The sequence below is a fragment of the Frankia sp. CeRuru1 genome (genome assembly GCF_977966315.1).
Window position 1 is genome coordinate 1 of the sequence record NZ_CDWWEW010000007.1, and the last position, 24,228, is coordinate 24,228.

Consider the following 24,228-nt stretch of genomic DNA (forward strand, 5'->3'; position numbering starts at 1 on the left):
CGACGATCTGACGGACGGGGAGGCCGGATGGCCAACGGTGATGACCGTGATGGCGGCTACGGCGGCGACGGGGATGGGGAGGAGTGGTGGTGGCGATGAGCACGATGGCGGGTCGTGGTCGGATCGATCAGACGCTGCTGGATTCGGGCTCGTTCACAGCCGGCTTGTTCGGCCGCCAAGCGGTGGCGAGCAGGAGCGCCGCGCCTCCCACGCCGAGCACGATCGCGATCAGCCCGCCGGCCCAGCCGTCCAGGTCGATGCCGATCGCATGGTCCAGCGACGCCTTGCCCGGTCCCAGGATGCCGATTGCCGCGCAGACCACCGCGATCATCAAGACGTATTCGTAGCCCTGGCCCGGCCTGAAGATGAAGAACCCGTTGTTGCGATGGGCGGTCACGCCGGCCACCACCATGGTGCCGATGATCCCGCCTGCGCTGAACGGGGTGAGGAACCCGAAGAGCAGCCCGAAACCGGCCGCGATCTCGATCAGTCCCGACGCCCAGGCGTGCACGATGCCCGGCCGCAGCCCCATGCTCTCGAACCAGCCGGCCGTCCCTTTGATCCCGCCCGGTCCGAAGACGTGGTTGTAGCCGTGCGCGACCAGGGTGAGACCCACGATGACCCGGAGCACCAGGGCCGCGGTGTCAGGCGGTGTCACGGGTGTCCTCCTCGGACCGGTCTACGTCCGACCTTCGTCCGTCGTCTTTGTCCGCCCGTCGTCTTTGCCCGTTCATCGTCATCGTCCGCCCGTCGTCTTCATCGCGTCGCGCCGAGGGTACCCGCCGTCCGGCGCGGCTCGTGGTGGACGGCGGTGCGGGTCGGGCGGTCTCGCGGCCGGTGGGCAGCTACGAGGCGGCGATACCGAAGGTGCCGGCCGCGAGAACGACGAGCCCGATGACCGTGAGTCGTACCGCGGGCAGGTCAAAGGGCGGTTTGCTGGGAGCGCGGGGGCAGCGACCGTGATGTCCTGTGCCGCGCCGACGGGGCCGCTGCATCGTCCTCGGTGCCGGTGAGATCGTATAACTGCCGACCGTCATCGACCTTAGGCGATGAGTAGCGACCCCGCACTGTGTTAATAGGGCCTATCCTGGTCGACGATGCGGGCCAACATCGACAACAGGGCGGTCTGTTCCTCCTCGGACAGCGGCGCCAGCAGCTTGTCGTTCATCTGGTCGATGCGGTCCGCCACCTGGCCGTGGGTCGACTCTCCCCGCTTGGTCAGCCGCAGGACATTGCGCCGGCCATCACGCGGGTCACGGACCCGGCGGATGAGCCCACGCTGCACGAGCCTCGCCACCACATCGGCCACCGTCGACCGATCCAGGGAGGCTCGTTCTCCGAGCGTGCGCTGATCAATATCGGGATCAGCGAGCAGGCTGTTGAGGACCACGAACTGCGGAGGCGTCGTCTCGGTTGAGACGGTGGTGGTCCAGAGCTGATAGGTCACCTGCTGGAGCCGGCGGGCCAGCTGGCCGGGATGGCTGGACAGGTCGACCACGCCGTGGCCGCCCGGGGCGACCGGCCGCGAGGTCAGGGTGGCCGGCCCAGTGGCGCGTTGTCCAGGGAGACGTTCGCCGGAGTTCTCCGGTGCGGCTGTTTCCCCTCCGAGGGCCCTGGCCAACTGGTCGGATCGTGTGCGCGTGTTCAGGGTTCGCTTCCAATCCGGTGTCGAAGTAGGCGGGCGACAGGCTTGCCGCGAAGGTCATCATCGCTCATGTCGACGCTCGGTGTCGTCAAGCTGTGAGATTCAGGTGCCTATCAGGCGTCGAAGTGGTAACTCTTGTGGCATGTAGTGAAATTATAACTACGGATAGCCGGACACCCCCATGCTTCTGTAGTAGTCTTGTCACCGCTTCGAGGTAGTCATTTAGGGGTGTCGCAATCGCGACAGCCACCTGCCGCCCGACTCCGGTGGGGTACGCGAGGTGCATCGCGTGGTTCCCGCGGGTACGGGCAGCGGTATGGAGGATGCGCCCAGAGGCCTACGGGAGAGTCTGAAACGCGTGGCTGTGACCCTGAAGGAGGCGGGCATCCCGTTCGCTCTCGGGGGCAGCTACGCCTGCTGGGCCCGGGGCGGCCCCGAGCCGGTCCACGACGTGGATTTCATGCTGCGCGAGGACGACGTGCCGCGGGCGGTCGAGGTGCTCGCGAACGCCGGCCTGCGCCCGGTCGACTCACCCGAGGACTGGCTCACCAAGGTGTTCGACGGCGAGGTGCTGGTCGATCTCATCCACCATCCGGTGGGTCGGGCGGTGACCCAGCAGATGCTGGAGCGGTCCAGCGAGATGTCGGTGGACTCGGTGCGCATGCCCGTGCTGGATGCCACCGACTGGTTTGAGATGACCCTGCTGGCCCTGGAGGAACGGTACTGTGATCTCGCTCGCGTGATACCGATGATCAGAGCGATGCGGGAGCAGGTCGACTGGGATCAGGTGCGTCGCGCGACGGCCACTTCCCCCTTCGCCGAGGCGGCCCTGCTCGTGGCCACCCGGCTCAACCTGATCCCGGCCGCCGGTCGTGCGGTGTCGGCCGAAGGTGCTCCGTCTGCCGAAGGTGCTCCGTCGGCCGGGGGCACCCCCACGGGTTCACGTCCGCACGGCCCGTTGGTGCCAGCGGGTGGGGCGGTGCCAGCGGGTGCGGCGGAGCAGGCCGGGACCGCGAAGCGGGTCGCCGACACCGCCGGGTACGGGGTACTGGACCTCACCGAGGCTGATGAGTACCTCGCCGGTGACCTGCACGAACGCCTCGCCGAGGATCCGAGGGTGGCCGAGCTCGGGCTGGAGGTGGTGGTGGATGGCCAGCAGATCCTGGTCGAGGGTGAGGTCGCCACGGACGCCCGCCGCCGGGCCGTCGCGGATGTGCTCGCCGAGGCGCTTCCCGGACGCCTGGTGAGTAACGAGGTCACCATCGCGGATCGGGGGATGCCGACCGAGGCACCGCCGAACGTGGAGACCATCTCATGATCAGAATTGCCGCCGTCGGCGACATCCACCTGGGCGTGGACAGCCGCGGAACCTTCGCACCCCTGCTGCGTGGACTTGCCGGTCGGGCGGACGTGCTGCTGCTGGCCGGTGATCTCACTCAGCGGGGGCTGCCGGCCGAGGCCGAGATCGTCGCGGCCGAGGTGGCGGACGCCGGGGTGCCCGTCGTCGCCGTCCTGGGTAATCACGACTACCACGGCGGTGCCGAGAACGAGATCACCGAAATGCTGACCGACGCTGGCGTGACCGTCCTCGAAGGCGGCGGCACGGTCCTCGACATCGACGGCCGCCGTCTCGGAATCGCCGGCGTCAAGGGATTCGGCGGGGGGTTCGCCGGGGCCAGCGGAAGCGACTTCGGCGAACCACTGATGAAGGCTTTCATCCGGCACACGAAGGACGCCGGATCCCGGCTGCGTGGCGCGCTGGAAAGTCTGGATTGCGAAGTCCGCGTAGCTTTGATGCACTATGCCCCGGTACCAGGCACGCTCATCGGCGAGCGAACCGAGATCTTCCCGTTTCTCGGCAGCTACCACCTTGCCGAGGCGGTGGACGCGGGAGCCGCCTGCCTTGCGCTGCACGGTCACGCCCATGCCGGTTCGGAGCACGGGACGACGGCCGGTGGGGTGCCGGTCCGCAACGTGGCCCGGCCGGTGATCCGGAAAGCCTATGCGCTCTACGGGGTGGGCGAGATGGCCACCACCGGGCGCCCGGGCCCGGACCGCGCGGGCCTACAGCGCTCGGCTGGCGCCGCCAGCCCGGACGGAGTCCCGGCAACCGGCCCGGCAGCCGGGACGCCCCGCTCCGCGGCGGACAGCCCCTCGACGCTATCCCGCCCCAGTTAGCTATCCCGCGGTAGCTATCCCGCCCCGGGTAGCCGTACCCGGACCTCACCATCGGAGATCCACACATCGAACCGCGGCTGGGGCGCGGTCGCGGGACCATGCACCACCGCGCCGTCCGCCACCCGGAAGGTGCTGCCGTGCCAGGGGCAGCGCAGGCAGGTGAAGCCGTCTCTTCGGATGATCTCTCCCTTGTGCAGTGGTCCGGACAGGTGGCTGCACCGGCCGGCCAGTACGTCGACGTGGTCTCCTTTCCGGAGGAGGACGACCGGCACATCCCGCAACAGCCGCACCTCGGGTCGGCCGTCCGCAAGTTCGTCCAGAAGGGCGAGCGGATGCCAACCGGGCGGCAGCAGGTGGGGTACCTCCTCGGCGTGGTTGACCCCCGACGCCTGCCGGTAGGCCAGATGACCGCCGAGGTAGGCCGACGTGCTGGCCGCGGCGAGGCCGAGCAGCGCGAGACGACGGCCGAGGCGGCTGTTGCCACGCGACCGGATGCCGAGCGAGGCGGCGTAGCAGCAGGCCGCCAGACTGTTCGTCGCGGCGTGCGCCACCCCGACCCGCAGCTGGCGCTCATGCAGCTCAGAGTAGTCGGCGAGGCCGGCGGCGGCGGCCGAGACCGCCGCGAGCAACCCCGTGGCGATCAGCACCCGGGCCGCCCGTTCGGACTCCTCGTGACGTCCTGCGAGCAGGTCCACGATCCCCGCGGAGATCCAGGTTCCGATGGGGAGCTGGGCGAGCGCCGGATGCAGCGGGTGGCCGAGCGGCACGCCGTGCAGGGTGTCCCGGATGGTGCCGTCGTGCAGGGAACGGCGGACCATGTCACGGATCTTTACTGCCACCGGGTCGAGAGCTTCGGCCCGCTCCAGGCATTCGGCGGGTCCGACCAGCATGTTGTGGGGTATCCGCACCATGGATGCCGGTGTTCCCGCCCATCGCTGGCCGTGAACATCTGCTGGCCGGCGATGCCGGGTGGCCTGATCGCGGGTTTGCTTCGTCCGTCAGCGCGCACCACTGAAACAGCGGAAAGGAACGAGAACATGGCAGTGGATCGCGGAAGCACCAAGCACGGCCCTGTGCGCGATGACATCATGGCGCACGAGGTCGAGGGGCTCGTGCGGGCCGGGCGGGACACGCGGGCGGAGGAATGGCGCTCCGCTGAACCGTTCCCCGAGGAAGCGACCGGTGGCCCGCAGAACCTGGATGCCGCTGGGTCGCGGGTCGGTGCGCCGGCCGGGATGACGCCGGTGGACGTCGAGGAACGCTCCGAGCTCGCCCGCTGGCTCGGCCGGGCGGTCTTCCCCGCCAATCGTGACGAGATCATGGATCATCTACGTCATCAGCACGCCCCGGACCGGGTGGTTGACGAGGTCGCCGGTGCGCCGCCCGACATCCAGTTCACCTCGTTGGGCGCGCTGTGGCGGGTACTGCGACCCGGCCCTCCCCACGTGGAGTCACGGCGTCACTGAATCCGTCCGATGACCCGTAATATGACCAACATCATGAAGTAGTCGGTATGACGCCGTAGCCGGCGGGGTATAGAAACACCCGTGGGTGGCGGGCTCGCCGCGAGCGTTCTGCTGCTCGTCGGCTTCGCGATGATCGGAGCCTTCAACGTTTTTGCCTTCGGTGCCCTCGCCGGCCTGTGGGCGCTGGGTATCGCATGGATCATGGTGCTCGGCCCGCGGGCCATCGATCGCCGGGTCGTCCGCGCTCGGCTGCGGGGGGTGCGGGAGGCGTGGCGGAGACGACGGTGGCCCGGTGCCTTGTTCCCGTGGGCCCGGGACTGCGTGACACGCCGGTGGCCTGGGTAGGACACGCCCATGGGTACGAGTGGGTTCGGCTATGGCGACCAACGACCCGGATCAGGTGATCTGCTGCAGACCCTCGTCGCCGGTCTGGATCAGACCGAGCGGGAAGATACCCTGCGGCTGTTGCGACGGCGGCTGGTGGAGGACCGGGCCGCCGCGTGCGGCGGCCAGCGGGACCGTCAGGTGGATGTCGGCCCGCGGATCCGGGCGGCGCGTGGGCCGACGAAATCGCAGGCCGCGGGCATCCATCGCCACCCCGGGTGAGCCACCCCGGGTGAGCCACCCCGGATGAACGGTGGCGTCAGGGCGAACGGTGGCGTCAGCCGCAGCAGCCACCGCCGCAGCACGCGCCCCCGCCGGCGGACGGCGCGGCCATGGCCGGAGCCGGCGTGGCCGAGCCGCGGCTGACGGCGATCGCAGAGAAGATCCGCGAGGTCTCGGTGTGTCCGGAGGGGCAGTTCACCGCGCTGTCCGGCACGGACTCGTGCATGCTGCGGCGGACCTCGAACGATGCGTCACATACCCGGCAGCGGTAGTCATAGGCAGGCACGGCACCAGGATATGCGGCCGTCGTGAGGCGAGCGTCGGATTCGGCGGGTGGCGAGAACGGGTGAGCGGGAGAAGGCCCGACGTACGCTGGCTGTATGCAGCCGCCGGAGGGCCCGCAGGTGGTCGCCGAGGTTGTCCGGGGGCTGCGCAGCGGTGCGCCGTTCGTGGAGAGTTGCCATCACGGCACCGTCATCGGCCTCGGTCGGGACGGGGACGGTGCGCTCATCGTCGGCGTGCCCGACCACCCGATCTTTCCCCGGTCGGCGGTCAAGCCCCTTCAGGCCGCCGCGATGCTTCGTGCCGGACTGGACGGCATCTTCCTGAGCCGGGAGATCCCCGGTGACCTGCTTGCCATCGTGTCGAGTTCCCACAGCGGCGAGCCGGTGCATCTCGCGCGGGTGCTGGAGATCCTCTCGGTGGCGGGCGTCTCCATCGACACCCTGCGCTGTCCCGCCGATCTTCCGTTGGGCCCGGCCGCGGCCCAGGCGCACCTTCGCTCCGGGGGCCGCGCGGAGCCGGTGCTGATGAACTGCTCCGGCAAGCATGCGGGGATGATCGCCTGCTGCGTGGCGGCCGGCTGGCCGATCGAGAACTACACCGATCCCGATCATCCGTTGCAGCAGGTGATCCGGCGCACGATCGAGGAGCTGGCCGGCGAGGAGATCGTCGCGACCAGCGTGGACGGGTGCGGGGCCCCGTTGTTCGCGTTCTCGCTCACGGGCCTGGCCCGCGGACTGCGGGCGATGGTCCGGGCTGCGCCGGGCAGCCCCGAGCGGCGGGTCATCAACGCCATGCGGGCGCATCCCGAGCTGATCGGGGGTGTCGGCCGGTCCGACACCGACCTGATGCGGGCGGTACCCGGCGTCGTCGCGAAGAACGGCGCCGAGGGTGTCACGGTGGTGGCGACGCCCGAGGGTCACGTGGTCGCGGTCAAGATCGCGGATGGGAGCGGGCGGCCCGGCATCCCGGTCGCGCTGGCCGTGCTGACCCGCCTGGGTGCTCTTCCCGGTCCGGACGCCCCCGGGCACCTGGAGCTCGACTTCGCTCAGCTCGCCGTGCTCGGGGCGCCCACGGTGCTCGGCGGCGGGCGCCCGGCCGGTTCCCTACGCGTGCGGCTACCGGTCTGACCCGATCGAAGGCCGGTGACGAACCACCGGCCGCCGGGATGGGTGCGGCGGGCGGCCACGCGGTAGGTATGCCGGATCTGCTCGGCGGTGGCGCTGGGCGGCACGTCCAGCACCTCGTACAGCGAGCGTTGCACGCGCACGGGGTGTCTCCTGCCATTGCCGACCACCCGACCGGGCGACTGCGAGCCCCGTGTCATGGCGAAAGTACCTACACATGACCAGAATGGGCCTTGGGCGGCCCGGGGGACGAGCGAGAGTCCGGAGGCCGGGACAGCACGCAAAGTAGGATTTTCTGTGCATTGCGGCTCTTGGCTCCCAAGATCGTCTTGTCGGTCATGCCGGCCTTGTTCCGGTTCGGCCGATGGCGCGCTCGGGGCGCAGCGTGCGTGCCAGGGTGGGACAGGATGGGTGGATGGGGCAACGGCAGAACTCGGAGATCGTCACCGAGGTCGCGTCGCTGGTACAGGATCCGGACATCGCCGAGCGGCTGACCGTGACCGGGCCCGCCGACGTCCTTCCCAGCCTCTACCGGGTGACGATGATGGCGGCCGCGTCGGTGGCGGCCGCGGCTGTCGGGGCCAGCCGCCTGCTCGCGGCCCGCGGCGGCGGGGCCCCGCCGGAGGTCACCGTGGACACCCGTCACGCGAGCGCGGTCTTCCGCAGCGAACGGTACCTGCGGATGGCCGGCAAGCCACCGCCGAGCCCGTGGGACGCGATCTCCGGGTATTACCGCACCGGGGACAACCGGTGGATCCAGCTGCACTGTAACTTCCCGCACCACCGCAACGGGATCCTGGATCTTCTTGGGACGCCGGGCGAGCGCGCCGCCGTCGAACGGGTCATCCGCCGTTTCGAGGCCGAGCCGCTGGAACTCGAGCTGCACGCCATGGGTCTGTGCGCCAGCATGGCCCGCAGCGAGCGGGAATGGCGCGAGCACCGGCAGGCCCGGGCGGTCGACGAGCTTCCCCTCGTCGAGGTGCGCCGGCTCGGCGACGGCCCGGTGCTCGCCGCGCCCCTGGCCGAGACGCCGGCCGCGGGTCTGCGGGTGCTCGACCTGACCCGGGTCATCGCCGGTCCCGTCGCCGGTCGCACGCTGGCCGCCTATGGAGCCGACGTCCTGCGGGTCGGCGCCGCCCACCTGCCGGAGGTGCACACGGTGCTCGTCGACACCGGGTTCGGCAAGCGCAACGCCTTCCTCAACCTGCGGGTGGCCGCGGACGCCCGCCGGCTGCGCGAGCTGATCGCCTCGGCGGACGTGGTGCTCCAGGCCTACCGGCCGATGGCCCTCGACCGGCTCGGCTTCGGCCCGGAGGCGGTCGCCAGGATCCGGCCGGGCATCGTCTGCGCGACCATCACCGCGTACGGACGGCAGGGCCCCTGGAGCGGTCTGCGCGGGTTCGACAGTCTGGTCCAGACCGCGTCCGGCATCGCGACCGCCGCCGCGGCGGTGACCGGGTCCGACCGCCCCGTGCCGCTGCCGGCACAGGCCCTCGATCACGCGACCGGCTACCTCACCGTCTACGGGGTGCTGGACGCGCTGGCGCGCCGGGCGACCGAGGGGGGCAGCTGGCACGTCGGTGTGTCCCTGGCCCGTACCGGTCGTTGGCTGCAGGGGCTGGGACACCACGACACGCTCGCGCTCTCCGACCCGACCCGGGAGGATGTCGAGGAGTTCTGCGCCACGATGAACAGCGAGTTCGGACCCCTGTCGTACATCCGCCCGGCCGCCACTGTGGCCGGCGTCGCGCCGAGCTGGATCTCCCCGCCGGCACAGCTGGGCACCAGCCCGGCGGTCTGGGCATAGCCATGCTGAGGTGCCGGGTTCCGCGGGATCGCGTCGGCGTGTCCACCGTGCGCCGGCCCGCCCATCCGGGGGGCGGTGCGAATTGATGCTGGTCAGCCCGTCATTCTCTAGGCGGTGGCGCACCGGCTCGCGGGCCGGGCGCATCGGGGTGACTGGGTCGGGGTGACTGGGCCGGGCCACGGCATCGGAGTCGGGTCCGGCGGGACCGGAGGAGGAATTGCATGGGTAGGCGTCCGCTCCTGGGAGTGATAGCCCTTGCCGCGACCGTGGCGTTGACCGCGGCGGCCTGTGGGAGTGACAGTGGTTCGTCCTCGAACGGGAAGCAGACCATCACGATCGGCTTCCAGGGAGTTCTCTCGGGCGACAGCCAGCAGCTCGGTCTGAACGCCCTCTACGGCGTCCGGACGGCGATCGCCGAGGTCAACGCGGATGCGAGCGCGCCGTTCCAGCTCAAGCTCGCCGAGTCCGACGACGGTGGCTCGCCGGATCAGGGCCCGACGGCCGCCCAGAAGCTGATCGATGACTCCAAGGTCGTCGCGGTGATCGGCCCGATGTTCTCCGGCGCCACCAAGGCGAGCGAGCCGGCCTACACCCAGGCCGGACTGCTGTCGGTGAGCCCGTCGGCGACGAACCCCGCGCTCACTACCCTGGGCTTCAAGACCTTCTACCGGGTCATCGCCCCGGACACCGTGCAGGGCAAGGCCGCGGCCGACTACATCGCCACGGTGCTCAAGGCGACGAAGGTGTACTCGCTGGACGACAAGAGCGAGTACGGCACGGGCCTGTCGGGTGCGCTGGAGGCCGAGCTCAAGGCCAAGGGCGTCAACGTGACCCACGACGGCATCAACCCGACCAAGGACTACACGTCCGAGGCAACGAAGATCATTGCCGCCGCGCCCGAGGTCCTCTACTACTCCGGCTACTACCCCGAGTTCGCGCTGCTGTCGAAGGCGCTGAAGAGCAAGGGCTTCACCGGAAAGATCATCAGTGGTGACGGCTCGCTCGACCCGCAGTACGTCGCGCAGGCCGGGGCCGCCGCGGCCGAGGGTGCCTACCTCACCTGCCCCTGCGGCGACGCCAACACCGACCCGAAGGCCGCGTCCTTCGTCGCGTCCTACAAGAAGGTCAACAACGGGGTGAAGCCCGGCACCTACTCCGGTGAGGCCTACGACGCCACACTCGCCCTCGCGGACGTCTTCAAGAAGCTCGGCAAGGACGTCACCCGGGAGTCCGTGGCCGGCGCGTTCGGTTCCGTGAACTTCCCCGGCATCACGAAGACCGTGGCGTTCGAGCCGAACGGCGAGGTCAAGGGCTCCAACGTGTTCGTCTACCAGGTCAAGGGCGGACAGATCACCGTTCTCGGCAACATCGCGGACCTGGTCAAGTCCTGATGTCGGTGCGGGCGGTGGCCGGGGGTGGGACGTCCGGCTACCGCTTCGCCTGGTGGTGAACGAGGCACACGGATGGGTTTCCTCGACCAGTTCTGGCAGCTGACCGTCGACGGTCTGACAGTCGGCTCCCTGTACGCGGTCATCGCGCTCGGGTACACCCTCGTCTACGGAGTCCTCCAGCTCATCAACTTCGCGCACAGCGAGGTCTTCATGCTGGGATCCTTCGGCGGGCTGTTTGCCGCCCGCGCCCTGCTACCCGGGGACGGCTCGGTCCCGGGCGGCCTCGAATCGGTGGGCCTGGTGACCATGGGCCTCGGCGCCGGCGCGATCTGCGGCGGGCTCGCCGCCTTCACGCTCGAACGGGTGGCGTACCGGCCGCTGCGGCGCCGTTCCGCCCCCCGGCTGGCCTACCTCATCAGCGCCATCGGGGCCTCGCTGTTCGCGGTGAACCTCGCCGGCAAGGAGTTCGGCCGGCAGAACGTGGCCCTGCCCAACCTGTTCACCGACGGAACGGTGTTCACGCTGTTCGGAGCGGGCGTCTCCACCCAGTCGCTGGTCATCTTCGCGGTCGCGATCGCGATGCTGGTCGGACTGGACCGGCTGGTCGCGGGGACCCGGCTCGGGCAGGGCATCCGCGCGGTGGCCCAGGACGCCGACACCGCGGTTCTCATGGGCGTGAACGTCGAACGCATCATCATCGTCACGTTCGTGCTCGGCGGCCTGCTGGCCGGAGCCGGCGGCTTCCTGTACGCGATGACGTTCAACGCCTCGTACAGCATGGGGTTCGTCCCCGGAGTGAAGGCGTTCACCGCCGCGGTCCTCGGCGGCATCGGCAACGTGCGCGGGGCGATGCTCGGCGGCCTGCTCCTCGGATTGGTGGAAAGCTACGGCGGATACATCTTCCAGGCGTCCTACAAGGACGTGATCGCTTTCCTGGTCCTGGTCGGCATCCTGATGATCCGACCGTCCGGCCTGCTCGGGGAACGTCTGGGGAGGGCAGCATGAGCGCTGCGACGTCGCCCGCCCGCCCGCCGACCGCCGGGGCGCCGCTCCCGCCCGCCGGGGCGGGTGGCGAGCCTGGTGGCGGCCCGGCGGGCGCATTGCTGCGTCCGGCCGTGCTGTTCTCCCCGGCCCGGCTGCGCCAGCTCGGGGTACTGCTGCTGGTGGGTGTGCTCGCCGCGGTGGTGACCGGTCCGGCCGGGGGCTCCGACAAACCGCTGAAGGCATTTCAGGATTCGGTGCTGGACGCGCGGATCCTGCCCTACCTGGGGCTCGCCGTCGCGTTGTGGATCGTCCTGGCGCTCGGCGTCGAACTGCGGGGCGCGGCGGGCCGGCTGGCGGCCGGCCTCCGGGGGCCGGTGAGTGCGGCCTACGCCACCCGGGGCGGCCCGATCGCGCTGAACCTGACGCTTCTGGCGGTCGCGATCATTGCCCCGCTGGTCGTCTCGACCGCCGCGCAGCAGTCGATGGTCAACGACATCGGCATCTACGCGCTGCTCGCACTGGGCCTGAACGTCGTGGTCGGCTACGCCGGCCTGCTCGACCTCGGCTACATCGCCTTCTTCGCCATTGGTGCCTACACGACGGCCTACTTCACCTCACAGACCGCGATGCCGTGGCACGCGCCTTTCGTGCTCAACCCGTTCTTCGTCTTCCCGATTGCGCTGGTCCTCGCCGCGCTCGCCGGCGTCGTCCTGGGCGCGCCGACGCTGCGGCTGCGGGGTGACTACCTGGCGATCGTCACGCTCGGTTTCGGTGAGATCATCCATCTGATCGCGAACAACGCCGACAACATCACGAACGGTGCCCGGGGGGCCTTCGGCGTTCCGCACCTGTCGATCAACCTGCTCGGCCTCGACTACGAGTGGGGCATTGACCCGCTACCGTATTATTACCTGCTCCTGGTCATCATCGTCGGAGTCATGATCGCCTTCGGTCGGCTGGAACGGTCCAGGATCGGCCGGGCCTGGGCGGCGATCCGCGAGGACGAGATCGCCGCCGAGGCGACCGGGGTCGCGACCCTGCGGATGAAGCTGCTCGCCTTCGCTATCGGCGCCTCGGTGTCGGGCTTCGCCGGCGTGCTCTTCGCCTCCAAACAGTTCTTCAACCCGCAGAGCTTCAGCCTGCAGGCGTCGTTCTTCGTCGTCGCCGTCGTCATCTTCGGCGGGATGGGTTCCCGGCTCGGGGTGGTGGTCGGTGCCGTCGTCCTCCAGGGCATCGCCTTCTACCTGCGCGACAAGGTCCCGCCCGCGGACCGGTACATCTACTTCGGGGCCGTCATCGTGATCATGATGATCTTCCGTCCGCAGGGACTCGTGCCGTCGCGCCGACGGCGTCGGGAGATCCAGCTCGCGGAGGCCGGCATCGGCGCGGCGGACTCCCTGGGCGCCGCGCCCACGGGAGGCAAGCCGTGACCAGGGGCGGAGCGCACCGCCTCTCGCCGCCGGGACACCGGCGCTCCCGGGGCCGGCAGCGCGGGGACAGCCAGGGCCGCGGGGACGCCGGGCGCGGCGGGGGCCCGGAGGACCTGGTGGTGGAGGCCCGCGGCCTGGCGCTGCGGTTCGGGGGTGTGACCAGCCTCGACGGCGTCTCACTGCGCCAGCGCCGAGGCGAGATCCTGGCGGTGATCGGACCGAACGGGGCCGGCAAGACCTCGCTGTTCAACTGCCTCACCGGGGCATACCGCCCGCAGCAGGGATCGGTCACCTTCTGGCCCCGGCCCGGCTGGCCGGCCGAGTTGGTGGGGCGCCGCCCGCACGCCATCACCCGGCTCGGTGTCGCCCGGACCTTCCAGAACATCCGGCTCTTCCCCGCTCTGTCGGCGCTGGAGAACGTCCAGATCGGGACCGAGGTGCGGCAGCGGTACGGGCCGCTGGCCGCGGTGCTGGGACTGCCGGGCGCCCGGCGGGCCGAGCGCGACGGCGTGCGGCACGCGCTGGAGCTGCTCGAGCTCGTGGGCCTGCCGCACCGGGCGCACGAGCTCGCCGCGTCGCTGCCCTACGGCGAGCAACGCCGGCTGGAGATCGCCCGGGCGCTCGGTACCGAGCCGCGCCTGCTGCTGCTCGACGAGCCCGCGGCCGGCACGAACCCGGCGGAGAAGCGCGACCTGGCGGAGCTGATCATCCGGATCGCGGGCACCGGGGTGTCGGTCCTGCTCATCGAGCATGACATGCGGCTGGTCATGTCGGTGGCGACCTCGGTGGTGGTGCTCAACTTCGGCCGGATCATCGCGTCCGGCACGCCGGCGGAGGTCCAGCGGGACCCGGCGGTCATCGAGGCGTACCTGGGCCTGGCCGACGCCGGCGCGGCGGATCCCGATACGGCGGATCCCGATACGGCGGATCCCAGCCCGGCCGGCCCTGCCGGGTGGAAGGAACTGCGCTGATGCTGCTGACTCTGGCCGGTGTCGAGGTCGCCTACGGCGCCGTCACCGCCCTGCGCGGCGTCAGCCTGGAGGTGGCTGAGGGCGAGATCGTCACCCTGCTCGGGGCCAACGGCGCCGGCAAGACGACCACGCTGCGGACGATCTCCGGACTGCTGCGGCCTCGGGCGGGACAGGCGTGGCTGGACGGTCGCCCGTTGTCGTCGATTCCGGCGCACGAACTCGTCGGCCGGGGGGTGAGCCACGTGCCCGAGGGCCGGCGGATCTTCCCGAGCATGAGTGTCCGCGAGAACCTCCTGATGGGCGCCTACCACGATCGCCGGCACGTGCGGACCGACCTCGACCGGGTGTTCGCGCTCTTCCCCCGGCTGGCCGAGCGGGTCGCGCAGCCGGGAGGCACGTTGTCCGGCGGCGAGCAGCAGATGCTCGCGATCGGACGCGCGCTGATGAGCCGTCCCCGGCTGATGCTCCTCGACGAGCCGTCGATGGGGCTGGCCCCGATGATCGTTCAGACCATCTTCGAGGTGATCGCGGAGATCAACCGGGAGGGGGTCGCGGTGCTGCTGGTCGAGCAGAACGCGGCCTCGGCGCTGCGGATCGCGGGCCGTGGCTACGTGCTGGAGACCGGCGAGGTCGTGCTGGCGGGCACCGCCGCGAGCCTGCTGGCCGACGACCGGGTCCGGCAGGCCTACCTCGGCGAGGACGTCGGCGGCCGGACCACCGCGGGCTGAACCGCCCGCGACCGCTGCTCCGCCCGTCGTCACATCGGCGAGAAACTGCCGTGGCGTGCCGTGGTCAGGTCACCGAGCGTTGGGGGCGCCGGCCGGTGAGCCGAGGACGCGGTCGAGGTACGCGTTCGCGAACACCCCGGTCGGGTCGGCGGCGTCGCGCACGGCCAGGAAGTCGTCGAAACGGGGATAGAGCCCACGCAGCGTCGCCGCGTCCAGCGAATGCAGTTTGCCCCAGTGCGGCCGGCCGCCGACCGACAACATGATTTTCTCGGTGAGGTCGAAGTAATCGCCGTGCGCACCGCGGTGATCCATGTGCACGGCGATGTAGGCGGTGTCGCGGCCGTACGCCGTCGACATCGGGATCTCGTCCGCGGCGGCGCATCGGACCTCCACCGGGAAGACGGCGCGCACGTCCGCGCTCCCCATGGCGTAGACCAGCTCACGCAGCGTCGCGGCGAGATCGGCACGGGGGAGGGCGTACTCCATCTCTTTGAACCGGACCCGGCGGTGGGAGGTGAACACCCGGTAGGACAGGTCGCGGAACGTGCGGCTGCCCGACGCCCGCGCGCTGACGTGCGCGATGGGCCGCACCGCCGCGGGCATCCGCCGGCCCGTCGTCATCAGCGCGCCAAAGAGGGTGTTCGACACCAGTTCGTCGTCGACCCAGCAGCGCAGCCGGGGCAGCGGCGCCAGGCCGTCGTCGAGCGGACGCCGCTGACCGCGTCTGACCAGGGCCGTCGTGGTGTGCGGAAACCACGAGAAGCGAAGGTAGTCGGTCTGGTCGACGAGCTCGTCGTAGGAGTCGAGGACCTTGTCCAGGCGCATCGGGCCCTCCTGGACCTGCAGGGCGAACAGCGGCACCGCCTGCAGGGTGACCGACGTGACGACGCCGACGGCACCCAGGCCCAGCCGGGCGGCGGCGAACAACTCGGGACGTTCGCCGCGTGAACAGGTGACCACGCTGCCGTCGCCGAGCACCACCTCGAGCGCCCGGACCTGGGTGCACAGGCCGCCGAAGCGGGCCCCGGTGCCGTGGGTGCCGGTTGAGATGGCACCCGCGATGGTCACCTCGTCGACGTCGCCCTGGTTGGTCAGGGCGAGCCCGGCCTCCGCGAGCAGCCGGTTCAGCCGGCGCATGGTCATCCCACCGCGCACCGTCACCAGGCCGCTGCCGCCGTCCAGGGCAACGAGGTCGGCGCACCTGTCCAGGCAGACCTGGACGGAGCCCGGGCCCGGGCGGCCGATGGCGCTCATGGAATGGGACGATCCGATCGCCCGGATCTGATGACCGTCCCGGATGGCGGTACCGACCAGGGCGGAGATCTCCTCCGCGTCGCGGGGGCGGGCGAGGCGCACCGACCGGACGGTCTCATTGCCCGCCCAGTTGCGCCAAGCCGAGGACTTACCAACGGGCGAGCCCATGGGCACCTCCGTCTGCCGGGACCGATGGCCGCGGTCCGGGGCCGGTCCGGAGTCGGGACCGGCCACCATCGTGAACCGAGCCTTCCCGGCTTCACCACGCGGGGGGCGGGTGATGGCCGTTCACAGGGCGATGCGTCGTCCGACCTCCGTCCGGGCGGGATGGACCGGTCCCGTCTCCCGCAGGTATGCCGAGCATGGCATCCGACGGTGGTTCGGGCGTCCGTCGTGACGCTGCGGGGTGACGTCCTGCCGGTACCTGCTGGTCTACGAGCGTGTCGCGGTGCACCATCACGAGGGCACGGGGCGCACAGGCACGGGGCGCACAGGCACGGGGCGCACAGGCACAGGGGCACACAGGAAGACACGGCTACGGAAGGCGGATCGTATGATGACCGCAACCGGATCTCGTCCGGCCGGGATCAGCCTCGGTCGGCTCGCCGAGCTGGCGCAGGAACGGACCGGCGGCACGGCGGAGCTTCGCTTCGAGGGACGCGACCAGACGTCGGGGGAGTTGCTGGCGCGGGCCCGCCGGTTGTCGGGCGGCCTGCGGGCGGCGGGTCTGCGCCGGGGCGACCGGGTGGCCGTGTGCATGGCCAACTGTCCCGAGGTGGGTGTCACCTACCAGGCGGTGTGGCGGGCCGGTGGGGTCGTGACCCCGGTGCTGTTCCTGCTGACCGAGCACGAGCTGCGCCACGTCCTCGTCGACAGCGGAGCCCGGTTCGTGGTCACCACACCCGAGTTCCTGGACCGGGTCCGCGCGGCGGTCGGCGACGGCGGCTCGGCGGTGCGCGCCCTGATACTGGCGGACGGGGACCGACCCGGCGTCTCCCCGCCTCCGCCGCAGTCCCCGTCCCCGCCACGATCCATGCTCCAGGCCGGCACACTCCGGGTCGGGCTCACCACCCCGGTACTGCGCTTCGCCGATCTCGAGGCCGGCGAGGAGAGTCCGGTTGTGGAGGTGGATCCTTCCGACATGGCCGCGCTGCTCTACACCGGCGGCACGACCGGGCGGGCGAAGGGGGTGGTCCTCTCGCACGACGGGCTGTCCGCGGGTGGCTGGGCAGCGATGTCGGCCACCCCGGACGAGAAGTTGGCCGGCCTGCTGCCGCTGCCGCTGTCCCACGTCTACGGGCTGACGATCAGCGTCATGACCCTGCACATGGTGAACCCCGGACCGATGGTTCTCATGCGCTGGTTCGAGCCGCGGAGCTGGCTCGACCTCGTGGTCGAGCACCAGGTGAACATCAGTGCGTTGGTGCCGTCCATGGTGGCGCAGCTGCTCGCGCAGCCCCTGCACGACTACGATCTGTCGACCCTGCGGCGGGTGACGAGCGGTGGCGCGCCGCTGCCCCGGGAGACCGCCCTCGAATGGCGCCGGCGGCTGCCCGGCGCCGAGCTGGTGGAGGGATACGGCTGTACCGAGTCATCCGCGATCATCACCACCTCGCCGGTGGGCGGAACACGGCTCGGCAGCGTGGGCGTGCCCGCCCCCGGGGTCGAGGTGCGCATCGAGCTCCCCGACGGTTGCGATGCCGGTCGGGGCCAGGACGGGGAGATCTGCGTGCGGGGCCCGATGGTGATGACGGGGTACTGGCAGGCCCCGGAGGCCACCGCGGGGGCGCTGCGGGGCGGTTGGCTGCACACCGGGGACATCGGCCGGCTGGACCCCGACGGCTACCTGTACGTGGTTGACCGGATCAAGGATCTGATCATCCGGGGTGGTGTCAACATCTATCCGCGCGACGTCGAGGACGGCCTGCTCGCCCATCCCGAGGTCGCCTCGTGCGGCGTCGTGGGCCGACCGGACTCCCGGCGCGGGGAGGAGGTGGTCGCGTTCGTGGAACTCGTCCCGGGTGGCACCGTCTCCCCGGAGGAGCTGGTGCGCTGGGGCCGCGCCCGGCTGGGTCCCATCCGGTACCCGCGTGAGGTGCACATCGTCGAGGCACTGCCGCTCACCAGCAGCCTGAAGACCGACCGACGGATGCTGCGGTCGCTGGCGGCGCCGAGGTCGCTACCGGCCCCGGGGCCGCTGATGGCGCCGACCTGACCCGACGGAGCGGATGGGTTCGAGCCCCGGCTACGCTGCGGGCTGGCTTGCCATGCTCGCTGACCTTCCGTCAGCTTCGGCGTTTGCCGCGATGTCTGCCGGGGGCAACCCCCCGAACCCCCGATGTCGAGCTTCGCTCGACCCGACCCGGTTCGACCCTTCTCACCTTGTCCGCGGTCCTTGTCCCGCCCGATCTCGCGGGCTGTTGCTCGCTGCGCCTTGTTCGCTGTTCGGTATTGACCGAACAGCGAACAGCGTGAACGCTGGTCCGCGTGGACACCGAGGCCCTCGTGGTCGACGCCTTCTGCCAGCTCGGAGTCGAGGCCCGACCGCCCGCCTCCGGGCCCGATCGCGGGGTCGATCTCGTGCTCGACCCGGATGGTGTCGCGGTTCCCATCGAGCTCAAGCGCCGGTCGCTGGTGTCCGAGGGCGTCGCCGCGCAGCTGCTCGCGGCCAGCCGTCCACCCGGTGGATCGGGCGGCTTCCTTCTCCTGGTCGTCGCGGACCGGGTGACCGGGGCGGCCCGGAAGCTGCTGACCGAGCATCGGGCCGGCTACTACGACCTGCGCGGCCGGATCGCGCTTCGTTCGAGCAACCTTGTGATCGACGCCGAGGTCAGCCCGGTCACCGGACGCGGTGCGCGGACACGGGCCTTGAGCGGCACGGCCGGGCTCGAGGTCGCGACCGCTTTGCTCATGGAGCCGCAAGCGGGCACCGCCGTCCGGGAGCTGGCGCGCCGGCTCGGCCGGTCCGCCAGCACGGTGTCGGAGGTGCTGGCGGCGCTGCGGCACGACGGTCTTGTCGACGCCGCGAACGTCGTCACGGACTCGCGGCTGTTCTGACAGGTGGCCGAGCGCTGGCCAACGCCGCGCGCCTATCTCGCCAGACTCCCCGATCCCGGTGACACCAGCGGCGTCACCAGATCGCTGAGTCTCGGCCTGCGTGACGTGGAAAACGAGACCGGGTGGGCGTTGACGGACACGACCGCCGCCGCGGCGTACGGTGCCCCGGTCGCTGTCCGCGCCGACCAGGTGCCTGACTTCTTCGTTCCCGATCAGGCGGTGCTCCGGCGCGCGGCTACGCTTCTCGGCGCCGCTCCGGCGCCGGCCCAGGCGCGTGCCGCGGTGCGGGTCGCACCGGTGGCGGCCGTCTGCGCCCGTCGCGTCGATCTCCTGCCCGAGCGGTGGCGATGGCCGCTTGCGCATCCGCTGTTCGTCGCGCTCGATCTGGCTCAGGACGTGGGGCGTGGGCGCGAGATCCTCGACATTTTCGTGTCAGGCCCTGAGCTCCGGCCCCGCCGGGCTATCCATGGCCATGACCGCAGTCACGCCAGGTCCCGGGCCGCTGGCACCGCGCTCGCAGACTCCTGTGGGATCCGCGGTGGCACATCGGGCAGCAGGCTCCGGTAGGCATGACGGGGGGACGATCGTGACCGGAGTACCCCCATCAGCCATCGGCGGGCCGGGCCTTCCACCGTGTGATGCAGGACCGCGGCGAGGGCGAAGGACAGGGCGAAGTCGGCGAGGATGGCGAGCGCCGTCCCGGCCGCGGTGGTGGCGTCGACCCAGCCGAGTTCCCTGCTGATCGTGAGTGCGGCGGGGTGAACGAGATAGAAGGCGTAGGAGATCTCGCCGAAATAGACGAGTGGGCGGGAGCTGAACACCGGAATCCGGCGGCCGTCCGCCTCACGGGTGCCGGCCAGGAAGATGATGATGGCAAACGCCGGCAGTGTGAGCGTGTCGATGAATCCCTGTAGATGGCCGTAGCGGTAGCCCAGGAGTATCGAGACAACCAACCAGGCGCAGGAGAAGGTAGTAAGCATCCGACGCTGCCACGGCGTTGCGCGGGCACCCTCACGAGCCAGTAACCCAAGGGCCACGCCAAGGACGAACTCGCCGAGCCGCACCGCCGGGTTCGCGTAGGCGGCAAGATCGAATCGAGAGCCCGCGGCGCTAGCCACACATGACACGGCCGCGGCAGGGAGAACGAACAGGAGCGCGGTGCGGATGCGTTCGGGGTTGGTGCGGGTCGCGAACCTGCGGTACACGTATGGGAAGACCAGGTAGAAGAACGCCTCGCAGGACAACGACCACAGCACGGCACCACCCCAGCCGAAATAGATCGACTGGGTCGGGACCCAGGCCTGGACGAGGAGCAGACTCGGCAGGATGGAGAGGGGCTTCGAGCCGAAGTCCCCGAGCGTCTCCAGCGGCCACGCGATCGCGAGCCAGATCCAGATGGCGGCGAAGTACAGAGGATAGACCCGGGCGAACCGGCGCCAATAGAATTGCCCCACGGTGATCGGCCTGGCCGCCCAGGTGAGGACGAACCCCGACAGCACGAAGAAGAACGTGACGCCCACGTATCCGATGTTGCCTAGCACCGCGACCACAGGCAGAGTCCCTTGGACGTCTGCGTGGATGTGGCGGAGGAACACCAGAGTGGCGGCGACTCCCCGCAGGCCGGTCAACGTGGGCAGCTCCAGCCCGGCCTGAGACGGTGGGAGCTGCCGCGAGGGACGGAAGATCTCCTGCTGGGCAGATTCCGGCGAGGTCCTCCGGGTCAACGCGCCCCCTTGATCGTCAGCCATGCGTGCCGTCCCAGGCAAGGCCGCGGCGACACCTCGGAGAAACAAACACTAACGTAGGTGTTGAATTGTCTATCGAGCCCCGATCGGGTAAACATCGTGGCGTTGGCAGCCGGCTATCGGCCGGATCTGGGACCTGGCCGGCAGTCGCCGCACAGCGTTGTGAGGTCTAGCTCGTCTGCGGACGAGCTACGAACGAGTCCCTTGGTCCGGGTCCATGGGTGGGGCGTATCACGATCTCGGTGATACTCGCGCGGTCGGGAAGTGCCACTGCCCCGGTCACGGCGTCGGCGATGTCGTCGGGCGCGATGAGCAGGTCGGCATTCCACGCCCGCCCCTCGGCCTGGAAGATTTTTTGCTGCATGGGGGTCGCGGTGCGGCCCGGGAAGACCGTGCACACCCGCACCCCGGCAGCCGAGACCTCCGCCCGCAGGCTGTCGGCGATCGCCCGCAGGGCGTGCTTGGCCGCGGCGTACTGGCCGACGCCGGCGCCGGCGGACAGGCCCTGGGTGGAGTTGATGAACACTACGTCGCCACCGGTCCGGATGAGGTCCGGGATCAGCATCTGGGTGAGCACATAGGGTGCGCGCACATTGACGTCCAGCTGTTCGTCGAAGTCGGCCAGCGGGGCGTCGATGATCGCGCCGCGGTGGTAGGCCCCTGCCGAGTGCACCAGGATCTTCAGGTCCGTGGGCTGATCACGGACCATGTCGACCAGACAGCCGCGGTCCGCGGGATCGGTGATGTCCGCAGCCTGGTGGTGGATGGTCAGACCGACCTCGTCGGCTTCCTTGACCATCCTCGCCAGCACCTCCTGATCGCGACCGGTCGCGATGACAAGTGCGCCGGCCCGCGCCAACCGAAGGGCGACGGCGCGTCCGATCCCGCTGGAGGCACCGGTGACCAGTGCGCCGCGGCCGGCGAGCTGGAGCAGGTGGGCACATGGACTTCCGCCTGGCAGATGGTCGGCACAGGCGATAGCCAGGTTCTGCTTTGCCGTCACTGCTGGACGCTCCTCGGCAGAGTGGCGCAGGTCGCTAACCCGGACGAACGCGAACAGGTGGCCGCCGGGATCCCTGGACGGGCCCCGTCCGTCAGCGCGAACACGCGTCGATGCGAGTCGATCGCGGTCATCCGCGGCGAAGCAGCCACATCCCGCACAGCTGCGACAGTACCATTACGTAACGGTCGAGTATGCGTTGGCACCCGGGGGCGCGTCAGCTCTCCAATCCCCGCCGGGACGCCATCCCCGACGAACCAACTCTTACGTAACGGTAGAGTTTGACCTGGTGGACACGGGGTGCCATGACGAATCACATCGGGAGGGGCCGCAGAAATGATCAACAGAGGGGATGCCGGCGCTGGCGAAGGCGCCGCGGCTCTGCGGGAGCACGCACTGATCGCCGAGCTGACCGCGGTGCCCAGGTAATGACGCAGGAGCGGCTGCAGCAGATCTTCCGGGAGATCTTCGGTGACGACGACCTCGTCATCACCGACGCCACGACCGCCGCCGACATACCCGGATGGGACTCGCTCGCGCACATCAACCTCATCTATGCTGTCGAACGCGAGTTCTCGATCCAGATCGCCGACGAACGGCTCGCGAGTTTCGCCACCGTCGGTGACCTGCGCGAGCACATCGAGGAGCTCAGCGGTGTCCACTGAGACCGACAGCAGCGAACTCGGGGACCCCGGTGACGCCGGAGCGGGGCGGGGACATCCCGACGCCGAGCAGCCAAAGTCGATGACCGCCTGGCGGCCCGAAGTGGAACCGTCAACCGCGCCTTCGCCCGCGGCGCAGGCTCCGGCCGCCTCGATGAATCATGATGCCCGGGATACCGCGGACGCGGACGCGCGGCCGGTTGAGCACGAGCCATCCGCCGTCCAACTCGTGGGGTGTCATCGGCGTGGGGTCTGGAGGATCAGGACAATCGGCACAACGGTTGCCTGGTCAGGTCTGCGATCAGTTCGAAGTCCTTGTCGTGGTGCAGGAGCGTGAGCCCGGCGGCTTCCGCTGTCGCTGCGATCAGCAGATCGGGGACGCCCGGGGCCCGATGATGGCCGGCTGCGGCCAGCAGGCCTTGGACCTCGTAGGCGCGCCGGGCCACGGCTGCCGGTATGTCCCACTGGATGACCATGCGTGCGAGCGGCAGGGTGCCGAGGAGCCGGGCGTGCTCAGGGCCGTTGCGGGCCGAGTAGCCCACGTCGAGCAGCGTGACCGCGCATATGTGTACCAGACCTTGATCGACTCGCTGTGACCAGACGGGTTCGTCGAGATGGGTTGGTATGCGGACCAGCGCCGACTTGTCGATGAGCCAGCTGTCGGTCACGACCAGGCACCGCGCATCACGTCTTCGTCGGCGAGGTCCGAGATCAGGTCGTGGAGCTGCGCCCAGTTCTCCCGCCCAAGAGCAAGAGGGGGACGTGTGGCGCGTGATGCCCGCTCGGCTTCGGCGGCAAGCGTGCGGCGCAGATACTCGACACGCGAGATTCCGGCTCGGGCGGCGGCAGCGTCGAGCTCGGCGAGAACCGCATCGGGTACGTCACGTACGAGGATGTCGGCCACCGGCGCCACCTCACAGGTTCGATATCAGACTCCTCAATCAGGATATCATGACTGCTTCTGTGCAGGCACCTACCCTATTCACCTCGCAACTCACCTCGCACGTACCCAAAGGTGTCCTGATATGCGGGGGCGTCTCCGGGGGCGTCTGCGGGTCGTGCGTAAGGTCGGCCAACGTCTTCTCGGCGCGTTAAGAATATTTTCGTGGAGCCGCCAACGGATTTCCAACTAGCGTGCCACGGCTGTTGCCACGTAGGCGGGTTATCCACGACGGCAGAGGCAATGCTAGGTGGCGGACTGGGGCCTGGAGGACTGGAGCCTGGAGGGGGCCTGGAGGAAGAAGGAGAGCAACGTCCCCGCCAACGACGCGCCGATCGCGATCGACCAGCCCACCGGACCGAGCGGGGTGCAACCGAAGAACTGGCTGACGCCTGGCATCTGCACGATGGCGGCCAGGACGACCGCCGAGGCGACGATGCTCAGCAGGACCGTCCGGCTGCGGCCGCCGACGAGCAGCGTCTGGCCCAGTTGCGAGCCGACGAGCGCGGCGAGGCCGACCGTGTTCGCGTGCCGTCGGCGCCCGGTGAGGCGGGCGGTGATCCAGGCACCTGCGGCGGCGAGGGTCGTGGCGACCGTCCGCACCGCGATCTCCCGGTTCAGGGCGGTACCGAGGGAGCGCTCGGGGCCCTCGCCGAGGAGCTGTCCGGTCACCTCCGGATCCGGCTCGCGCAGCGCGACGGCCAGGGCCGGGGCGAGATCGGTGAGCAGATTGACGAGCAGCAGTTGCCGCGCGGACAGTGGCGATCGCCCGGTGGCCATGGAGCCGAGGAGGGTGAACGCGATCTCGCCGAGGTTCCCGCCCACGAAGATGCCCAGGGCCTGGCGGACCGAGGCCCACATCGAACGGCCCTCGACGAGCACGTCGATGATCGTGTCCAGCTGGTCGTCCGTCCCGATCACGTCGGCGGCGGCCCGGGCCGCCCGCGTGCCACGC

At 70.2% G+C, this 24,228-nt stretch carries 26 protein-coding genes; 16 read left to right on the plus strand and 10 right to left on the minus strand.

The annotated features are described in order from the left end of the window. Positions 1 to 127 precede the first annotated feature (127 nt). Positions 128 to 658 (minus strand): DoxX family protein, encoded by a 531-nt coding sequence (locus tag AC08OP_RS01160; RefSeq protein WP_476612494.1) that lies wholly within the window; start codon positions 656 to 658, stop codon positions 128 to 130. A 414-nt stretch (positions 659 to 1,072) separates the two neighbouring features. After that, complete coding sequence (locus tag AC08OP_RS01165) at positions 1,073 to 1,621, minus strand: MarR family winged helix-turn-helix transcriptional regulator (RefSeq protein WP_476594352.1); 549 nt, start codon at positions 1,619 to 1,621, stop codon at positions 1,073 to 1,075. Between the two features lie 340 nt (positions 1,622 to 1,961). Between AC08OP_RS01165 and AC08OP_RS01170 the strand changes: the two genes are divergently transcribed. Then, entirely contained in the window at positions 1,962 to 2,963 is a 1,002-nt protein-coding gene (locus AC08OP_RS01170; RefSeq protein WP_476612495.1) for a nucleotidyltransferase, read from the plus strand. Further along, the gene (locus AC08OP_RS01175; protein ID WP_476612496.1) at positions 2,960 to 3,823 is read left to right on the plus strand and encodes a metallophosphoesterase family protein; all 864 of its coding nucleotides are present in this window, start codon (positions 2,960 to 2,962) and stop codon (positions 3,821 to 3,823) included. The genes AC08OP_RS01170 and AC08OP_RS01175 overlap by 4 nt, the downstream gene beginning before the upstream one ends. Before the next feature lie 14 nt (positions 3,824 to 3,837). On the opposite strand, the gene AC08OP_RS01180 is transcribed toward AC08OP_RS01175, so the two are convergent. After that, positions 3,838 to 4,713, minus strand: coding sequence for a Rieske (2Fe-2S) protein (locus AC08OP_RS01180; protein ID WP_476612497.1), 876 nt, complete (start codon positions 4,711 to 4,713; stop codon positions 3,838 to 3,840). Between the two features lie 147 nt (positions 4,714 to 4,860). Here AC08OP_RS01180 and AC08OP_RS01185 point away from each other — a divergent pair, with 147 nt between their 5' ends. The 3 genes from AC08OP_RS01185 to AC08OP_RS01195 all read left to right on the plus strand — a co-directional run bounded on the left by AC08OP_RS01185 (position 4,861) and on the right by AC08OP_RS01195 (position 5,895). Then, positions 4,861 to 5,289 (plus strand): DUF2795 domain-containing protein, encoded by a 429-nt coding sequence (locus AC08OP_RS01185; RefSeq protein WP_476612498.1) that lies wholly within the window; start codon positions 4,861 to 4,863, stop codon positions 5,287 to 5,289. Between the two features lie 81 nt (positions 5,290 to 5,370). Further along, positions 5,371 to 5,634: a hypothetical protein gene (locus AC08OP_RS01190; RefSeq protein ID WP_476612499.1), complete on the plus strand. Its 264-nt coding sequence runs from the start codon at positions 5,371 to 5,373 to the stop codon at positions 5,632 to 5,634. Positions 5,635 to 5,643: 9 nt separating this feature from the next. Then, a complete protein-coding gene (locus tag AC08OP_RS01195) occupies positions 5,644 to 5,895 on the plus strand; it encodes a hypothetical protein (protein WP_476612500.1) in 252 nt (83 codons plus the stop codon). A gap of 55 nt (positions 5,896 to 5,950) precedes the next feature. On the opposite strand, the gene AC08OP_RS01200 is transcribed toward AC08OP_RS01195, so the two are convergent. Beyond that, positions 5,951 to 6,181, minus strand: a complete 231-nt coding sequence (locus AC08OP_RS01200; protein ID WP_476612501.1) for an FmdB family zinc ribbon protein — start codon at positions 6,179 to 6,181, stop codon at positions 5,951 to 5,953. A gap of 94 nt (positions 6,182 to 6,275) precedes the next feature. Here AC08OP_RS01200 and AC08OP_RS01205 point away from each other — a divergent pair, with 94 nt between their 5' ends. The 7 genes from AC08OP_RS01205 (at position 6,276) to AC08OP_RS01235 (ending at position 14,615) form a co-directional block, all read left to right on the plus strand. Further along, positions 6,276 to 7,307: an asparaginase gene (locus AC08OP_RS01205; RefSeq protein WP_476612502.1), complete on the plus strand. Its 1,032-nt coding sequence runs from the start codon at positions 6,276 to 6,278 to the stop codon at positions 7,305 to 7,307. Between the two features lie 412 nt (positions 7,308 to 7,719). Next, positions 7,720 to 9,111 carry a CoA transferase gene (locus AC08OP_RS01210; RefSeq protein ID WP_476612503.1) on the plus strand — a complete coding sequence of 464 codons (1,392 nt, stop codon included), beginning with the start codon at positions 7,720 to 7,722 and terminating at the stop codon, positions 9,109 to 9,111. Between the two features lie 221 nt (positions 9,112 to 9,332). After that, on the plus strand, positions 9,333 to 10,502 hold the full coding sequence (locus tag AC08OP_RS01215) for a branched-chain amino acid ABC transporter substrate-binding protein (RefSeq protein ID WP_476612504.1): 1,170 nt from the start codon (positions 9,333 to 9,335) through the stop codon (positions 10,500 to 10,502). A gap of 72 nt (positions 10,503 to 10,574) precedes the next feature. Then, positions 10,575 to 11,507 (plus strand): branched-chain amino acid ABC transporter permease, encoded by a 933-nt coding sequence (locus AC08OP_RS01220; protein ID WP_476612505.1) that lies wholly within the window; start codon positions 10,575 to 10,577, stop codon positions 11,505 to 11,507. Then, positions 11,504 to 12,916 (plus strand): branched-chain amino acid ABC transporter permease, encoded by a 1,413-nt coding sequence (locus AC08OP_RS01225; RefSeq protein WP_476612506.1) that lies wholly within the window; start codon positions 11,504 to 11,506, stop codon positions 12,914 to 12,916. Before AC08OP_RS01220 ends, AC08OP_RS01225 begins: the two co-directional genes overlap by 4 nt. Then, complete coding sequence (locus AC08OP_RS01230) at positions 12,913 to 13,887, plus strand: ABC transporter ATP-binding protein (protein ID WP_476612507.1); 975 nt, start codon at positions 12,913 to 12,915, stop codon at positions 13,885 to 13,887. Before AC08OP_RS01225 ends, AC08OP_RS01230 begins: the two co-directional genes overlap by 4 nt. Beyond that, positions 13,887 to 14,615 carry an ABC transporter ATP-binding protein gene (locus tag AC08OP_RS01235; protein WP_462187302.1) on the plus strand — a complete coding sequence of 243 codons (729 nt, stop codon included), beginning with the start codon at positions 13,887 to 13,889 and terminating at the stop codon, positions 14,613 to 14,615. Before AC08OP_RS01230 ends, AC08OP_RS01235 begins: the two co-directional genes overlap by 1 nt. Before the next feature lie 69 nt (positions 14,616 to 14,684). Here the strand turns inward: AC08OP_RS01235 and AC08OP_RS01240 are convergent, their stop codons facing one another. Further along, entirely contained in the window at positions 14,685 to 16,037 is a 1,353-nt protein-coding gene (locus AC08OP_RS01240; RefSeq protein WP_476612508.1) for a D-arabinono-1,4-lactone oxidase, read from the minus strand. Between the two features lie 388 nt (positions 16,038 to 16,425). Here AC08OP_RS01240 and AC08OP_RS01245 point away from each other — a divergent pair, with 388 nt between their 5' ends. The 3 genes from AC08OP_RS01245 to AC08OP_RS01255 all read left to right on the plus strand — a co-directional run bounded on the left by AC08OP_RS01245 (position 16,426) and on the right by AC08OP_RS01255 (position 19,493). Further along, positions 16,426 to 18,084, plus strand: coding sequence for a class I adenylate-forming enzyme family protein (locus AC08OP_RS01245; protein ID WP_476612509.1), 1,659 nt, complete (start codon positions 16,426 to 16,428; stop codon positions 18,082 to 18,084). 272 nt (positions 18,085 to 18,356) lie between these two features. Beyond that, positions 18,357 to 18,926: a helix-turn-helix domain-containing protein gene (locus AC08OP_RS01250; protein ID WP_476612510.1), complete on the plus strand. Its 570-nt coding sequence runs from the start codon at positions 18,357 to 18,359 to the stop codon at positions 18,924 to 18,926. A 3-nt stretch (positions 18,927 to 18,929) separates the two neighbouring features. After that, positions 18,930 to 19,493, plus strand: coding sequence for a hypothetical protein (locus AC08OP_RS01255; protein ID WP_476612511.1), 564 nt, complete (start codon positions 18,930 to 18,932; stop codon positions 19,491 to 19,493). On the opposite strand, the gene AC08OP_RS01260 is transcribed toward AC08OP_RS01255, so the two are convergent. Together AC08OP_RS01260 and AC08OP_RS01265 are read right to left on the minus strand one after the other, a co-directional pair. Then, positions 19,409 to 20,674 carry an acyltransferase family protein gene (locus tag AC08OP_RS01260; protein WP_476612512.1) on the minus strand — a complete coding sequence of 422 codons (1,266 nt, stop codon included), beginning with the start codon at positions 20,672 to 20,674 and terminating at the stop codon, positions 19,409 to 19,411. The two genes, AC08OP_RS01255 and AC08OP_RS01260, sit on opposite strands and share 85 nt — an antisense overlap. Positions 20,675 to 20,840: 166 nt before the next feature. After that, positions 20,841 to 21,674, minus strand: coding sequence for an SDR family oxidoreductase (locus AC08OP_RS01265; protein WP_476612513.1), 834 nt, complete (start codon positions 21,672 to 21,674; stop codon positions 20,841 to 20,843). Between the two features lie 425 nt (positions 21,675 to 22,099). Between AC08OP_RS01265 and AC08OP_RS01270 the strand changes: the two genes are divergently transcribed. Further along, complete coding sequence (locus tag AC08OP_RS01270; RefSeq protein WP_462187307.1) at positions 22,100 to 22,336, plus strand: acyl carrier protein; 237 nt, start codon at positions 22,100 to 22,102, stop codon at positions 22,334 to 22,336. A gap of 257 nt (positions 22,337 to 22,593) precedes the next feature. Here AC08OP_RS01270 and AC08OP_RS01275 read toward each other — a convergent pair whose 3' ends face one another. The 3 genes from AC08OP_RS01275 to AC08OP_RS01285 form a co-directional block, all read right to left on the minus strand. Further along, positions 22,594 to 23,001, minus strand: a complete 408-nt coding sequence (locus AC08OP_RS01275) for a PIN domain-containing protein (protein ID WP_476612514.1) — start codon at positions 22,999 to 23,001, stop codon at positions 22,594 to 22,596. Beyond that, on the minus strand, positions 22,998 to 23,237 hold the full coding sequence (gene vapB, locus AC08OP_RS01280) for a type II toxin-antitoxin system VapB family antitoxin (protein ID WP_476612515.1): 240 nt from the start codon (positions 23,235 to 23,237) through the stop codon (positions 22,998 to 23,000). The genes AC08OP_RS01275 and vapB overlap by 4 nt, the downstream gene beginning before the upstream one ends. A gap of 282 nt (positions 23,238 to 23,519) precedes the next feature. Next, positions 23,520 to 24,228, minus strand: a 709-nt coding sequence (locus AC08OP_RS01285; protein ID WP_476612516.1) for a cation transporting ATPase C-terminal domain-containing protein, incomplete at its 5' end; no start/stop codon positions are given.

Excerpts from the sequence above, each read along its gene's own strand:
- AC08OP_RS01170 (WP_476612495.1), top strand. The coding sequence starts at position 1,962 with ATGGAGGATGCGCCCAGAGGCCTACGGGAGAGTCTGAAACGCGTGGCT.
- AC08OP_RS01175 (WP_476612496.1), top strand. The coding sequence starts at position 2,960 with ATGATCAGAATTGCCGCCGTCGGCGACATCCACCTGGGCGTGGACAGC.
- AC08OP_RS01180 (WP_476612497.1), bottom strand. The coding sequence starts at position 4,713 with ATGCTGGTCGGACCCGCCGAATGCCTGGAGCGGGCCGAAGCTCTCGAC.
- AC08OP_RS01185 (WP_476612498.1), top strand. The coding sequence starts at position 4,861 with ATGGCAGTGGATCGCGGAAGCACCAAGCACGGCCCTGTGCGCGATGAC.
- AC08OP_RS01195 (WP_476612500.1), top strand. The coding sequence starts at position 5,644 with ATGGGTACGAGTGGGTTCGGCTATGGCGACCAACGACCCGGATCAGGT.
- AC08OP_RS01205 (WP_476612502.1), top strand. The coding sequence starts at position 6,276 with ATGCAGCCGCCGGAGGGCCCGCAGGTGGTCGCCGAGGTTGTCCGGGGG.
- AC08OP_RS01210 (WP_476612503.1), top strand. The coding sequence starts at position 7,720 with ATGGGGCAACGGCAGAACTCGGAGATCGTCACCGAGGTCGCGTCGCTG.
- AC08OP_RS01215 (WP_476612504.1), top strand. The coding sequence starts at position 9,333 with ATGGGTAGGCGTCCGCTCCTGGGAGTGATAGCCCTTGCCGCGACCGTG.
- AC08OP_RS01220 (WP_476612505.1), top strand. The coding sequence starts at position 10,575 with ATGGGTTTCCTCGACCAGTTCTGGCAGCTGACCGTCGACGGTCTGACA.
- AC08OP_RS01225 (WP_476612506.1), top strand. The coding sequence starts at position 11,504 with ATGAGCGCTGCGACGTCGCCCGCCCGCCCGCCGACCGCCGGGGCGCCG.
- AC08OP_RS01235 (WP_462187302.1), top strand. The coding sequence starts at position 13,887 with ATGCTGCTGACTCTGGCCGGTGTCGAGGTCGCCTACGGCGCCGTCACC.
- AC08OP_RS01240 (WP_476612508.1), bottom strand. The coding sequence starts at position 16,037 with ATGGGCTCGCCCGTTGGTAAGTCCTCGGCTTGGCGCAACTGGGCGGGC.
- AC08OP_RS01245 (WP_476612509.1), top strand. The coding sequence starts at position 16,426 with ATGACCGCAACCGGATCTCGTCCGGCCGGGATCAGCCTCGGTCGGCTC.
- AC08OP_RS01260 (WP_476612512.1), bottom strand. The coding sequence starts at position 20,674 with ATGGCTGACGATCAAGGGGGCGCGTTGACCCGGAGGACCTCGCCGGAA.
- AC08OP_RS01270 (WP_462187307.1), top strand. The coding sequence starts at position 22,100 with ATGACGCAGGAGCGGCTGCAGCAGATCTTCCGGGAGATCTTCGGTGAC.